General features: G+C 40.4%; 15 protein-coding genes. All 15 read right to left on the reverse strand.

Going from position 1 to position 13,391, the window contains the following annotated elements:
- Positions 1-20: 20 nt before the first annotated feature.
- The 15 genes from hisG to EDC37_RS03525 all read right to left on the reverse strand — a co-directional run bounded on the left by hisG (position 21) and on the right by EDC37_RS03525 (position 13,325).
- Positions 21-680 carry an ATP phosphoribosyltransferase gene (hisG, locus tag EDC37_RS03455; protein ID WP_132547955.1) on the reverse strand — a complete coding sequence of 220 codons (660 nt, stop codon included), beginning with the start codon at positions 678-680 and terminating at the stop codon, positions 21-23.
- Positions 681-798: 118 nt separating this feature from the next.
- Entirely contained in the window at positions 799-1,320 is a 522-nt protein-coding gene (locus EDC37_RS03460; RefSeq protein WP_132547957.1) for an HDIG domain-containing metalloprotein, read from the reverse strand.
- Positions 1,317-2,465: an ATP phosphoribosyltransferase regulatory subunit gene (hisZ, locus tag EDC37_RS03465; protein WP_132548167.1), complete on the reverse strand. Its 1,149-nt coding sequence runs from the start codon at positions 2,463-2,465 to the stop codon at positions 1,317-1,319. The genes EDC37_RS03460 and hisZ overlap by 4 nt, the downstream gene beginning before the upstream one ends.
- A 42-nt stretch (positions 2,466-2,507) precedes the next feature.
- On the reverse strand, positions 2,508-2,834 hold the full coding sequence (locus EDC37_RS03470; RefSeq protein WP_132547959.1) for a YerC/YecD family TrpR-related protein: 327 nt from the start codon (positions 2,832-2,834) through the stop codon (positions 2,508-2,510).
- 246 nt (positions 2,835-3,080) lie between these two features.
- Positions 3,081-3,884, reverse strand: a complete 804-nt coding sequence (locus EDC37_RS03475; RefSeq protein WP_132547961.1) for an MBL fold metallo-hydrolase — start codon at positions 3,882-3,884, stop codon at positions 3,081-3,083.
- A gap of 55 nt (positions 3,885-3,939) precedes the next feature.
- A complete protein-coding gene (gene ade / locus EDC37_RS03480; protein ID WP_196589865.1) occupies positions 3,940-5,673 on the reverse strand; it encodes an adenine deaminase in 1,734 nt (577 codons plus the stop codon).
- Positions 5,674-5,733: 60 nt separating this feature from the next.
- The gene (locus EDC37_RS03485; protein ID WP_132548168.1) at positions 5,734-6,153 is read right to left on the reverse strand and encodes a RuvC family protein; all 420 of its coding nucleotides are present in this window, start codon (positions 6,151-6,153) and stop codon (positions 5,734-5,736) included.
- Positions 6,143-7,363, reverse strand: coding sequence for a DUF3084 domain-containing protein (locus tag EDC37_RS03490; RefSeq protein ID WP_132547965.1), 1,221 nt, complete (start codon positions 7,361-7,363; stop codon positions 6,143-6,145). Before EDC37_RS03490 ends, EDC37_RS03485 begins: the two co-directional genes overlap by 11 nt.
- Before the next feature lie 96 nt (positions 7,364-7,459).
- Entirely contained in the window at positions 7,460-8,542 is a 1,083-nt protein-coding gene (locus EDC37_RS03495) for an LptF/LptG family permease (RefSeq protein ID WP_132547967.1), read from the reverse strand.
- 12 nt (positions 8,543-8,554) lie between these two features.
- A complete protein-coding gene (lptB, locus tag EDC37_RS03500) occupies positions 8,555-9,274 on the reverse strand; it encodes an LPS export ABC transporter ATP-binding protein (RefSeq protein WP_132547969.1) in 720 nt (239 codons plus the stop codon).
- Between the two features lie 223 nt (positions 9,275-9,497).
- A complete protein-coding gene (locus EDC37_RS03505; RefSeq protein ID WP_132547971.1) occupies positions 9,498-10,184 on the reverse strand; it encodes an LptA/OstA family protein in 687 nt (228 codons plus the stop codon).
- Positions 10,181-10,747 carry an LPS export ABC transporter periplasmic protein LptC gene (gene lptC / locus EDC37_RS03510; RefSeq protein WP_132547973.1) on the reverse strand — a complete coding sequence of 189 codons (567 nt, stop codon included), beginning with the start codon at positions 10,745-10,747 and terminating at the stop codon, positions 10,181-10,183. The genes EDC37_RS03505 and lptC overlap by 4 nt, the downstream gene beginning before the upstream one ends.
- A gap of 3 nt (positions 10,748-10,750) precedes the next feature.
- Positions 10,751-11,650, reverse strand: a complete 900-nt coding sequence (locus EDC37_RS03515; RefSeq protein ID WP_132547975.1) for a lysophospholipid acyltransferase family protein — start codon at positions 11,648-11,650, stop codon at positions 10,751-10,753.
- Between the two features lie 122 nt (positions 11,651-11,772).
- Positions 11,773-12,348 carry a KdsC family phosphatase gene (locus tag EDC37_RS03520; protein WP_132547977.1) on the reverse strand — a complete coding sequence of 192 codons (576 nt, stop codon included), beginning with the start codon at positions 12,346-12,348 and terminating at the stop codon, positions 11,773-11,775.
- Complete coding sequence (locus EDC37_RS03525) at positions 12,348-13,325, reverse strand: KpsF/GutQ family sugar-phosphate isomerase (protein ID WP_132547979.1); 978 nt, start codon at positions 13,323-13,325, stop codon at positions 12,348-12,350. The genes EDC37_RS03520 and EDC37_RS03525 overlap by 1 nt, the downstream gene beginning before the upstream one ends.
- Positions 13,326-13,391: the final 66 nt, after the last annotated feature.

A 13,391-nucleotide genomic window follows, 5' to 3' on the forward strand; every position in this document is an offset into this window, starting at 1 on the left:
GGTAGCTGCCCGCTCATTTTTCAGTCCGCGCTGTTTACCACCTGACGAAGTGCTTCAGTCAATTTACTGATTCTGGCAAATTTCATTTTAAAGCTCACTCTGTTAGCTATAAGCCGTGCTGTTGCATCTGCTATAAAAGCATATTCCACCAGATCATTTTCCCGAAGGGTAGTGCCCGTTTCCACAATATCCACAATACTTTCCGATAATCCCACAATAGGCCCTAATTCTATTGAGCCATGCAATTTTATATACTCCATTTGCATGCCCTTGCTATTAAAAAATGCCGCTGCTATATGCGGAAATTTAGTGGCTACCCTTGTATTTGCATAATCAGCAAGATGTTTCCTTTTGGCTTTTTTGGCCACAGCCATCATCAAATGACACTTCGCAATCTGGAGATCCAACAATTCATATACATCTTTAGCAGATTCCATCAATACATCTTTACCGATCACGCCTATATCAGCCGCACCATATTCGACATAAACGGGGACATCTGCTGTTTTCGTTATGATGAACCGTATTTTTTTGCTTTCATTTGTTATTATGAGTTTGCGTGATTTATCTGACAAACCTTCTGCCGTATAACCTATTTTCTTAAATAATTCAGCTGCCTTGCCAAAAACTTTTCCTTTTGGCAGGGCAATAGTTAAATATTCCATATTCTCTGCAGACATTAAGCCAACGCCTTTCTTTCGTAGTGATAACCCATCCCACCTAAATATTCCATAAATAATTACCAAGCTCCAGATAGGATAAAAGTTTTGTCAAAACAAATTTCATTTATTATTGTCTTTAGTTAATCTCATCAGCTTGACGCAGCAGCACGAGTTCTTGGCTATCATTTTTCTTTGGCTTGTCATGATGCCGCTTTACTAACTGCGCAACAACCTGTTCATCTATTTTTTCCAGCTTTTCAGCGCCAATAGCTGCATGGTGCATACATATATATAAAGCATTGCGCCGCCTGCCAATAATGCCGCCTCGGCCATTTTGCGCAATATAAACAGTCATTCTACCTGATAATGAAGATAACAGCACAAACAATATTTTATCGATAAGACAAACGCCCGCCGCGCTCCGTCCTATATCGTGCAGCAATGCTGCCCTTATCAAAAGCTGCCTGTCAACTTCAATATGCTGTGCCAAATTTACGGCAGTATAGGCTGTACGGACTGCGTGCCGCTTGTCATATACATTCATTTGGGTGAACAGTGCCAATTCCTTGTCATGCAAATATTCGGCAATAAAAGCATTGTCTTCTGCCGAAAGTGTAGCATTAAGCGCACGAAAAAATTGTACTATTCTTTGTATCATTGAATATAAACCAAATTTACATAACCTTTTTTCTGGCAATATGCTTCCGCTTCAGCCAATTTTTGCGCTGTTCCCGCAAGTTCGGTTATTTCTCCCGCTGCCCGGAGGACCATTGCTTTTTCCACAGCTTCAGCAAGATGGCCTGCCGCATAGGCAACATAGTTTTCCTTGTTGTTGGTAAGGCATTCTGCCTTACCCTGATTTTTAAGTGCCAGCATGAGTCTTTCTAAGCCCAGGGCAAATCCTGTAGCCGGACATTTCCTACCAAAGTCTGCTAAAAGATTATCATAGCGTCCTCCACCGCACAAAGGACTGCCTAAACCCGGCGCATATATTTCAAAAACCATTCCCGTATAATAACTGAAATCACGGATAACCCCCAAATCAAACACGACATATTCAGCAACGCCATAAAGCTGCAATGCTTCATAGATTTTCTGTAAATTTTGCAAAGCTTGCCGACTTTGTTCATTAACAGCAAAAGCCTTCGCCCTTGCCAAAACAGTTTTATCACCGTGCAGCATTGGTAGTGAGCGCAAAAATGCTTTGGCATCATCTGTCAGCGCGGCTTCAGAAACGGCCTTTTCCAATTTCACCAAATCATGCTTTTCTAATGCTGTACGAATACATTTTTGTTCTTCCGCTGACAAATTCCATTGTTGCATAAGCCCATTAATAAATGCCACCTGCCCCATGCAGACTTGAAAATTACCCAAGCCTGCTTTCAGCATACTTTTTATAGCCAAGGCAACAATTTCTGCGTCCCCAGTCGGTTCGCCGTTCCCCATCAATTCTACTCCGGCCTGGTAAAACTCGCACTGTCTACCCGTCTGTGCCTTTTCATAACGGTAAACCTTACAAATATAAGAAAGCTTGAACGGTACATCCTCATTCTGCAACCGGCTTGACACCAGCCGCGCTATAGAAGTGGTCATTTCATTACGCAACGCCAATGTTCTATTATTTTTATCAAAAAATTTAAACATATGCCTCTGCATACTATTTTTATTGCCAATCGTCAAAGTGTCAAGATATTCTACCGTAGGTGTGATTACTTCATCATAGCCCCACACTTTAAATAAATCAGCCAATACATTTTCAATATTTCTCTTAATAGCAGCATCATGCGGTAAAAAATCTCTCATGCCGTAAGGTATTTCCAACAAAAAATTTTTATCCCTGCACACTTATTTTTTCTCTCCGTTCCGCCCGATAATATTTTTTTCTACACCCAATCTGTCCAACACCAAATTATAACCATCAGCACCATAATTCAGGCACCGCTTCACACGACTTATAGTTGCTGTGCTGGCTCCCGTACGGGACACGATTTTTTCATAAATATGTCCCTGCCTGAGCATTGCCGCGACCTCCAATCGTTGGGCCATCGCTTTTATTTCGCTTATGGTACAAATATCCTCAAAAAACTGATAACATTCTTCAATATTTTTCAAACTTAGCACTGCTTCACATAAGTGATCATTTAGCTCATCTTTTAATTTTGGATTACTCATCAAATAGTCCTCCCTAACAGCTTTATGTTTTCTCTCGTTAAGTCTTTATCGAATAAAAAACTATACTATAGTTATACACTAAACACAGTAAATAATCAACATATTCTTTACTATAAAAAAACAAAAAACGCATCGGTTATTCAACCAATACGTTTTCTCCCGAACCAACCAGACAAACTGCTGCCACATCGCTGTGAACACTTCATTTGGTTAAGCCTACCCCTATTCCAATGTAAAAATCTTTTCTTAAAAAGAAATCTTTTCCAAATCATCCGGTATATAAATAGTCTTTTTAAAAAATTCTTTGGCTTCTGCCATATATTTTTCTTTCCGCTGCGGAAAGGTTTTATCTTCAGTATGATACAGTAAAACCGCCTGTGCTTGCAGCTCTTCCGCTACGGTACAGGCTTCTTTTACCGTGCTATGGTTTTTCTCATATGGATTGAATTTATCCCGATCAGCATAAAGACAAAATGCCTCTGACATCAAAAGGTCACTATGACTGACGATATCCCGGCAATGTTCATTATAAGGTTCATCCCCAAGACAGGAAAGTTTGTAGTGATCAGGGAAAACTGCACTGAAACCAAACTGTTTCTTTTTGGTGGAAAGTATATCAAAAAAGGTCACCTGCATGGTGAGAATAGGCAACTGCTCTTTATCCTGCACTGTACGGAAAATAATACGTTCTCCCATTTTTTGAAGATCTTTCTTCTTAAGTGTGAGTTCTGCTATTTCTTTTATGATATGCAGTACTTCCGAATGCCCATATATGTAAAAATTTCCTTCGTATTTGTTTTTCCCCATAAGTGTAGCTATTTTGCGTATCACCCAAATCACGCCGAGTACATGATCTGTATGTCCATGCGTCACAAACATATGGTGTACATTAGCAAAAGCTAATCCGGCTTCTTCCATCCGGCGCAAAATAGTATTGCCACCGCCTGCATCGACCAAAAAAATTTGTCCATTATCTATTATGGCAAAGCACGTATTATAATACTTTGTCACCATCGCATTACCCGTGCCCAGCATTACCAGTTCTCTCATCAATATCACTCCATATTCCCCGGACATCAGCATTTATATTATTCGCACCAATTTCTCAAGCTTCCACACTGGTAAAAGCGAATTTGGTAACATCAAACAGTCCCATATCTGTAAGCTTTAATTCAGGAATGACCGGCAAAGACATAAAACATAACGTCATTATCGGATCAACATCATTACTGACCCCCAGCTTTTTATGTGCTATTTCATGGATTTGCGTAAGTCTTTCATTTACCCATTCGCCGTCTTTATCACTCATAATGCCAGCAATGGGCATAGCCATTGCCGCAAGTGTCTTTTGTCCACAAGCTAAAAGCATGCCACCCTGCTGCCCGATAAGTTTTTTTACCGCGTATTCCATATCTGTATCATTTGTGCCGACAACAATGATATTATGTGAATCATGCGCAATGGAAATTGCAATAGCTCCCTGTTTTATACCATAGTTGCGCAATAATGCCACTGCCGCATTACCAGTATTTTTATGTCTTTCTATAACGGCAATTTTGACAACATCAAGCGCCGGTGAATATAAAAAGTTGCCGTTTTTATCCAGATTAACTTTGGCAGTTCCCTTTGCCGTAACCACGCCCCCAGGTAAAATATCAATAGTTTTTACATAATTTGAACGTAAATGTAAAATTAATTTTTGGGCAGAAAAGTCCTTCACATGACAACTCCCGGCCACACTGTCAATTGGATATTTTTCTATTTTAGGCAAATATTTACCATTTACTGCTGTCAATATACCGCCAATATAAACTTGTGAAACATTAAAATGTTCAAGATCGTCTACAATAGTCAGATCGGCTCTTTTTCCCGGTGCCACCGCACCTCTATCAGACAAGCCATAGCATTCGGCAGCATTAAGGGATGCCATACGCACAGCAGTAAACGGGCTAAGACCAGCCTGTACGCAGCGCCGCAAATGGTCTTCTAAATGACCCTTTGCAAAAATTGTTTTGGGTTGGCGGTCATCAGAACAAAGCAGACAGCGCCGTTCATTATCACTTCTTACACCCTTGACCAGCTTTTGCAAATCATTGCAGGCAGAACCGCTGCGCAACATTATGTACATACCACGTTCTATTTTTTGCTGCATTTCCTCTACAGTGGAACACTCATGGTCAGTGCTTATTCCTGCGGCAACATACGCATTAAGGCCATATCCAGAAAGTCCCGGTGCATGTCCGTCGATAATTTTTCCATTTTGCTTTGCCGTCATCAATTTAGCCAAAACAGCTTTATCATTATTTATTACACCGGGAAAATTCATAAATTCACCCAAACCGAGGATTCTTTTTGAAGCCATCGCCTCTGCCATAACTGCCGCGGTAATTTCAGCACCTGCATGCTCAAAAGGCGTTGCCGGTACACAGGACGGCATCACGTATTTTATATCAAGCTTTGTTTTCTCAGCGGCTTTCAGCATATATTCCAAGCCTGTCAACCCGCAAACATTAACGATTTCATGCGGATCGGCAATAATTGTCGACGTACCGTGGGGAACAAGCAGCGCACCTATCTCCTCTGGGCTCACGCAGGAGGACTCGATATGGATATGGCTGTCGATCAGCCCCGGTAAAACTATCGCTCCATCCATCTCTTTTTCATCAAGGCCTTTATAGCTGCCTATCCCTGCAATCATACCATCACTTATCGCGATATCGGCACAAAGCAGCTTTGCACTGTAAACATCGACAATACGACAGTTGCGCAGCACCAGCTCTGCTTTTTGTCTGCCTGCTGCTATATCAATCAATTTTTTTAAATTCTTTTCTTCTGGCACACTATTCATCTCCTGCTATAACAGCTTTTAGCCCTGGCTAAATCTGACAGAACAATAATATTATTTATCCTTGCCAGCATCCAGATACCGCTCGCCAATGATCACTGCCGCAAAATCATCAACCGGTACCGGCGGAACAAGCATCCCTAGCGGTAAAAATTTTTTAATTCCTTTGGGTGGGTTCTCCTGCCAATATCTTTTTCTAGCTGCATCTGTCGTCCTGTATTCGTCAATTACAGCCAGTTGTATTGTCGGAAAAGTTTCTTCAATAAGCTTTTTTTTATCTTTACTTGTAGTGCCGCTGCCTATCACAAAAGTTTGTACCGCATATACCCGTTCCAATTTCTGCAAAACAGCAGGCAAGCTTTTGGTAGTCACCGTTTTATGAAAAAGCATTGCCTTATCTAAAGCCAAGACAGCCACACCGCATTTTTCCCGTCCCGGGTCCACGGCGATTATACATTTCTGCTTAATATCCATTATTACCCAAATCATCTACCTGTAAAATCAGACGCAATGGTCCCAGTATATCCGTATCACCGTTTGAATAAGCAGTCAAACGGATAGAGCCGTTTACACGAGCCATCGACTCGGTTGCAGTATATAACTGATCCATACTGATAACACCTATAGATCCTCGCAACGGATCAGGTAAAATCCCGTTGGCAGAAGCTATGACATTTATATCATGCAGGAATTCCAAAAGTATTTTCTGGGCTGTGCCTTGGTTGCCGTCCATGACAAATTCCCTGCTTGTGATCATTTTGCCATTTTGATAAACAACCTTATCAGGATAAAGTTCTATATTAGTCCTGACAGGTTCGCCCTTTACCAAATTAGCCGCAGCGATAAACCTTATGACCATATCCTTATTTTCCCTACAAATTTCATTAATTGCGTTTTCGTATTCTTCAGGATATGTCCATATGCCGATCTGGCCGGACTGGTTGCTGTCAGTTACTCCCGAAACCTTTGTATTTGCCATATCAATAAGTTTTGCTAAGGCATTTTGTGCTACTGCACGATCTACAGTTGCCGGAACGACTCCACCAAAAATCAATTCACCCGCCTGGTAAACTATCCGTTTACTGCTCAAATCACCATTTCTCTTAACTAAATCATTATTTTGCGCTTGTAACTCACTATTATTATTTTTAAGTTCATTATTGCTGTCTTTTAAGCCATTATTATATACTTGCAGTTGGTTATTTGTTTCGTTCAAATAAACATTTTGTCCTGATAAGTCCGTGTTTTGTGTTTCAAGTGCATCATTATCGGCAAGTAATTTAGCTTGATGGTCTTTCATTTTTTTAGTCTGTTCTTTGGCGTTTGTGAGCTCACTTTGCGTATCTTCTAAGTTTGCCTGCATTTGTTTTTGTTTCTGTTGCGCATCATTTAGGTCATTATCCGCCCTATTAAGATCTTCCTGTGTCATCTGTATTCTCTGCTGGAGTTTCTCCATGCCGAAAAGGGCAGTTCTGACATCTTTAGAAGTAACGGCCAAAATGCCGAAAGTCATAGTTGTGATTGCTATCCCCGTGATTATTGTCACTATTATTGATGTATGCCTTGGCCTAAGCCCGAACAGTGACATCTTCCGTTTTCCCACCTTACTACCCAAACGGTCTCCAATGAATGCAATGATCCCGCCAACTATAACCAATACTACAATTAACACGATACCATGCATCAAAACTCCCCCTTTCTAAATATCTTTAAGTAATTCTAGCAGCAATTTCCTTTTTAAATCCTAACCTTAAAATTTACTGTCCCAAATTTGCGTCTATTACGTTCTCCCTGCCTTTCTGATCAGATAACAGCCTATGATAGCACCTACCAAATTTGGCAGCCATACAGCATAAGCTGGCGGTATAGCCCTACCAATAACATTGGACACCGTCATAAGTGTATAGTATATAAATATTATAATTATACTAAGGCCAAAACCTATAGACGAGCTGTTCCGGTTAGGCTGAAGTCCCAAAGGTACCCCGATTAAGGTAAAGATAAAGCTTGCTAACGGTACTGTAATTCTCTGATACAGTTCAATTTCAAAATCTGTCGTATCAACATATTGGCCGCGCATTATTTTAATCTGTGCTTCCAGTTCCTTCATTGTCATTTCTTCTGGTTTTTTCTGTTCCCGAATAATACTATCCGGACTTTCCTGTACAGGCAGTTTCTGCGTGTCAAAATGCATCGTATGGGACATTTCCCCGTCAGTAATTGAATATATAACACCATTATGTAACAGCCATTCATTATCGCCCCAATCGGCATAATCGGCATTTTCTACCCTGACCAGTTTACCTTCTTCAAAATCCTGCATGGTAATCCATTCCATACGGTTCTTTTCTGCATCATAGCGACGGGCATAAACCAACCGTTGAATATTACCGTCCTTAATTTCCTTTAAAATTATATGCTCCCTTGACTGTGGAGCCGTATTATTTTTTATTTCATAATTAATAACATCCGTATATGCTTGATTTGCCCAAGGAACAACATACTCATTAAAAGCTATAGCAAAAATACTGACAACAATACCCATTACTAAGATAGGGCGCATAATACGGTAAAGACTTATACCGCATGACTTCATTGCCGTTATTTCACTTGCTCCTGATAACTTACCAAAGACTAAAAGAGACGCTAAAAGCATCGACATTGGAAAGGTCCAGAGCATTATTGCTGGCATGCTGTAAATGAACAAGCGCACTACCGATGAAAAGGACGCACCATATTGAGTAACATACTGCGCAATTCTTAACAAAGTACCTGAACCGATAAAAACAGCGGAAAAAGCAAAAATACCAAATAAAAATGCTACTATTATTTCTTTCAATATATATCGGTCTAAAATTCGCATGTACAACTGCTCCTATAACGTAAAATTATTGCCAAGATAAAACTTTTTGGCAATCTGACTGTTGGCTATTGTTTTGCTATCACCGGCAACAAGAATTTTCCCTTCATTCATTATATACGCACGATGAACTATATTCAAAGTTTCACGTACATTATGGTCTGTAATTAAAATTCCCATACCACGTTTGCACAGATATGCTATTATTTCCTGAATATCAGCTACTGCCAGCGGATCAATCCCGGCAAAAGGTTCATCCAATAAAATAAACTGCGGTTCCAATGCAAGGCACCTTGCGATTTCAGCCCGCCGGCGTTCTCCACCGGAAAGTTGCAGCCCTTTGCGCGTACGAACGCGTTCAAGACCAAATTCTTTCAACAATTCATCTCTTTTTTTATGCTGGGCCTTTCTTGTCAATGATGTCGTTTCTAAAATTGCCATTAAATTATCTTCTACTGTCAATTTGCGAAAAATAGATGATTCCTGTGCCAGATAACTGATCCCCAACTCAGCTCTTTTATACATAGGCATTTTCGTAACATCCACATCCGATAAAAAAACATGTCCTTTAGTCGGCCGTTCAATACCTATGATCATATAAAAAGTTGTTGTTTTGCCAGCCCCATTTGGTCCAAGCAGTCCTACAATCTCACCTTTTTCTACATTAAGTGATATATTATTTACCACATTACGCCCTTTATAAGTCTTTATGAGCTCTTTCGCCTCTATATTCAAGTTTGTACCTCCAGATAGTTTAGCCGCCAGGAATAAACTCATTTAAAAAGTGCATATAGAATATGCACTTTTAATATAAACAAATATGATCAATTTTGCAATGCAAAATGCAAATTTACTTGAAATCATTTTTCTACGTGCCATTATAAATTACTAATGCTACAACAAAACTGTATTTTTTATATACAAAGGCGGCGCAAAACGCGCCGCTGTTTAGAGCTGTTTATTTTACCGCAGCCTGGCCAGTATCATCTAAGTATAATGTCAAATTTTCACCGCGTAATGTATTATTATCCTGCATAGCCACAGCATTACCAGTCAAAATGACCTTACCGCTGTCATTGCCATAATAATTGGCATTATCGCTATATGCATCTATATTACGTGTCTGACTTACTATATGGACATTTCCTGTCGCAATAAAATGATTTTCCTGCATATAAGCTTCAATACGATTTCCTGTTATAGTGCCATCACCAGTCGCGATAGTCCCACCGCTTGGCATGAGCGCATAATCCGTATCCGTATTATATTCCAGCCTCGAACCTGTCACCGTCTTATCAAGCTGATGGGCAACAACATTACCATTGGCAATGAGCATATTTGCGCCTTGCGTAAATACTTCGTCAGAAGTCATATGCAAATTACCTTTATCTGCAACGACATTACCAGTTATATGGCCTTCGCCTGTCTTAGAATTATAAACTGCCTGGGCACCACTAATACGTGCGCTTTCCTGTGACATCACAACATTTCCCGTAGCTGTTATAACACCTGAAGACGTGCTATATTCAATAGTATTTGCATTCAGCTCTGTTGGTTTACCCGCATCAGCAGAAACCGTCCCAGTGTACAAGGCAACTGCTGTAAGAACCACTACTGACATTTTTATTACATAGTCTATTTTCATTTTGCTGCACTTCCTTTTACGATATGAGCATTTCCTGACAATTTAAACTGTGAAAAAGCATTACTGCTTTCTATCTTATTACCCTCAGCCTGCATGTCACCTTTTACTATCTTTACATTGCCCTCACCAGTAAACACCTGACTATCATTGTCCCAAGACAGTGACTGTGAATCAAAAGTCAAGCCGTCATCCCGTTCTACATGCACGCCTGTATCCATTGTGATGTTTTTTGCTTTATCATCATAAATACCATGTGCTGCCGTTAATGTCAGCGTATAACCATTTTCATCATAATACTTACCGGTTATATTCTGCATTTCGGCTTTTTGCGTCTGCGGGTCCATCACTATACTGTCCGCGCTTATTTCCCAGATTTTTTTGCCATCACGCTCTTCAACGATCGTATTTCCTGTATAATCCATAGTCTGTTGTTTGGGAGTGTCATCAGCTGCTTTTTTTTGTGTTGCCGGCTTAGTGGTCACTGCCCATACACAAATCGCAATTACAGCTATGATGAATGCATATATCGCTATTTTATTTTTATTATCACTTAAAATTTTCATATGTTATCGTCTTCCTGATACATGATGTTTTGTTTTTTTCTCATCTGGTGCTGTATTCCATCTCTTTTGAAACCATAACCACTGAGTTGGATTTTCTCTGATAACATCTTCAACAAATTTTGTCATTTTTATTGTAAATTGCAGCAAATCCGCATCCGCATTATCCGTGCTCTCACAATGCATAATATCACCAGCAATAAGCCTGTGTTTGCCATCTTTACGGCGAACAATAAATAAAGGAACCACCGGTGATTGAAATTTACGGGCAAATACAGCAGGCCCCAGCGGGGTTGAAGCCGGTTTGCCAAAAAAATCAATAAATGCACCACCGGGGCCGGCGTCCTGGTCAGCCAAAAAGCCCAAGATTTTTCCTTTTTTCAGTGCCCTGGCCGCAGCCAGCAACTCACTTGTCCCACGGGCAAAAACCTCTACTCCGACCATTTCACGATATTCATTCAATATTCGTGTATGTTGTGAATTGGGTTGTGGTTTTACAATAGTTGTCGTCGGAATGCCATTAAACGCCATTGACGCTGCCATCCATTCCCAATTACCAACATGCCCCGTCAAAACAACGACGCCATGTCCTTCCTTTAGGGCTTCCCGCAATTTTTCCAGTCCCCGCGGATCAACGAAATCATTTATATTATTCTTATTGAGGTGCGGCATATAGAGTATCTCCATAAACGTCCTGCCCATGTTTATAAATGATTCACGAACAAGCCTTGCCGCCTCTTCTTCACTATTAGACAATGACGCACGCATTTGCGCAATTGCCCTTTTGCGCTCTTTGGCTATCAAATGAAAGTACAATATTCCCAAAACTTTACCCATATATAGTAAGGCTTTGTGTGGTAGCAAACACACACAAAAACTTAAAATTTTTAAAATATAGTATTGCAATGGCGCTTTCCCCTCTCAGTCACCTCTGCACGACTGCAGCCATTATTCCGGTAAGCGGTGCAGACAAACCAACCGTTTCTTCATCTATTATGATAACTGCTTATATCTATCCAGTAATTGCTTTACTGTGAGCGATTATCCAGCATCCCTGCTGAGCTGCCACCATCATTAAGATAGTTTTTTATTATAAGCTGCCATTTTTTTTGGGCTTTAAGGATAAATTCTACTATTTGCCGTACAGCTCCTTCTCCTCCGGCAAAATCACTAACTAAATAAGCAGTATTTTTTACTTCCGGCACTGCATCTGCCACTGCAGACGGGAAACCAACTTTTGTCATAATTGGTAAGTCCACTATATCATCACCAATATAAGCGATCTGGTCATCGTTAAGAGAAAACTTTTCCTTTATTTCTCCGTAGGCTTTCAGCTTATATAAATTACCTTGATAAACCGCATCAAATTTTAATTCTTTACCGCGTTTCTCTACTATAGCTGATGCACGCCCCGTTATTATAGCCAATTTTATGCCACTTTGTCTAGCCAGGCTTATACCCAATCCATCCCTTACAAAAAAGGCTTTAAAAATTTCTCCGTCGCTACCATAATATAATTTTCCATCACTTAAAACACCATCGACATCAAATATGATCATGCGCACCTTTGCCGCATGTGCTACTGCCTCTTCTTTCAAAAGCATTACATCACACCCTGCCGCAGTAAATCAGTAAGATGGACAATACCAATAGGATTATTGGCTTCATCGATTACTGGTAAAACGGTAATGGGGCGTGGTTTATGTTTTTCCATAATCCTCAACGCTTCCGCTGCCATTTTATTTTTGGTAATAGTAAGCGGTGCTTTTGTCATAAGATGTTCAACCGGTTCATTAAGGAATTCAATCCCTTTAGAAAGACCGCGTCTAATATCACCATCCGTAATAAGACCAATAAACACTCCTGCAGCATCGACTACCGAAGTGGCACCAAGCCCTTTATCGGTCATCAGGAACAATGCTTCTTTTGCTGTTTTATCTTTAGCAATAACTGGATTGTCTTTTCCGCTATGCATAACATTTTCCACAGTCAAGAGCAATCTCCGTCCCAATGCACCGCCTGGATGAAAGACTGCAAAATCTTTCGCTGTAAAATTACGCACTGATAAAAGAGCCATCGCCACGGCATCGCCCATGGCCAATGTTGCCGTTGTGCTGGCTGTCGGTGCCAATCCCAGCGGACAAGCCTCCCGTTCAATACTCACATCTATGTAATATTCAGCATTTCTACCAAGAGAAGAGTCCCTTTTACCACACATAGCGATAATAGAAGCTCCTATTCTTTTGATTATCGGCAGTATATTTATAACCTCTGCTGATTCACCGCTGTGTGACAATGCCATAACAATGTCTTCATCAGTGACCATGCCTAAATCTCCATGAAAAGCTTCTCCTGGATGCATAAAAAAGGATGGTGTTCCTGTGCTGGCCAATGTAGCGGCAATCTTTCTGCCAATATGCCCGGATTTGCCCATTCCTGTCAATATTATACGACCCTTACAATGTAAAATAGCTTTTACTGCTGTTTCAAATTCATCATCTATATGCGAAGTGAGATTTTTTACGGCATCTGCTTCTATTGCTAGTGTCTCACGTGCTTTATCTTTTATTGTCCCTTTCATATTATGAACCTCCCGGTTTCTTCGATGGTTGTCTGTTTTTTAATTTATACCACGTTTTACCAAAAA

It is taken from the genome of Pectinatus cerevisiiphilus, assembly GCF_004341685.1.
GTDB classification, from domain to species: Bacteria; Bacillota; Negativicutes; order Selenomonadales; family Selenomonadaceae; genus Pectinatus; species Pectinatus cerevisiiphilus.

Bases quoted from the DNA above. Each gene is read 5' to 3' on its own strand.
- hisG (WP_132547955.1), bottom strand. From the start codon at position 680: ATGTCTGCAGAGAATATGGAATATTTAACTATTGCCCTGCCAAAAGGA.
- EDC37_RS03460 (WP_132547957.1), bottom strand. From the start codon at position 1,320: ATGATACAAAGAATAGTACAATTTTTTCGTGCGCTTAATGCTACACTT.
- hisZ (WP_132548167.1), bottom strand. From the start codon at position 2,465: ATGAGAGATTTTTTACCGCATGATGCTGCTATTAAGAGAAATATTGAA.
- EDC37_RS03470 (WP_132547959.1), bottom strand. From the start codon at position 2,834: ATGAGTAATCCAAAATTAAAAGATGAGCTAAATGATCACTTATGTGAA.
- EDC37_RS03475 (WP_132547961.1), bottom strand. From the start codon at position 3,884: ATGAGAGAACTGGTAATGCTGGGCACGGGTAATGCGATGGTGACAAAG.
- EDC37_RS03485 (WP_132548168.1), bottom strand. From the start codon at position 6,153: ATGGATATTAAGCAGAAATGTATAATCGCCGTGGACCCGGGACGGGAA.
- EDC37_RS03490 (WP_132547965.1), bottom strand. From the start codon at position 7,363: ATGCATGGTATCGTGTTAATTGTAGTATTGGTTATAGTTGGCGGGATC.
- EDC37_RS03495 (WP_132547967.1), bottom strand. From the start codon at position 8,542: ATGCGAATTTTAGACCGATATATATTGAAAGAAATAATAGTAGCATTT.
- EDC37_RS03505 (WP_132547971.1), bottom strand. From the start codon at position 10,184: ATGAAAATAGACTATGTAATAAAAATGTCAGTAGTGGTTCTTACAGCA.
- lptC (WP_132547973.1), bottom strand. From the start codon at position 10,747: ATGAAAATTTTAAGTGATAATAAAAATAAAATAGCGATATATGCATTC.
- EDC37_RS03520 (WP_132547977.1), bottom strand. From the start codon at position 12,348: ATGCTTTTGAAAGAAGAGGCAGTAGCACATGCGGCAAAGGTGCGCATG.
- EDC37_RS03525 (WP_132547979.1), bottom strand. From the start codon at position 13,325: ATGAAAGGGACAATAAAAGATAAAGCACGTGAGACACTAGCAATAGAA.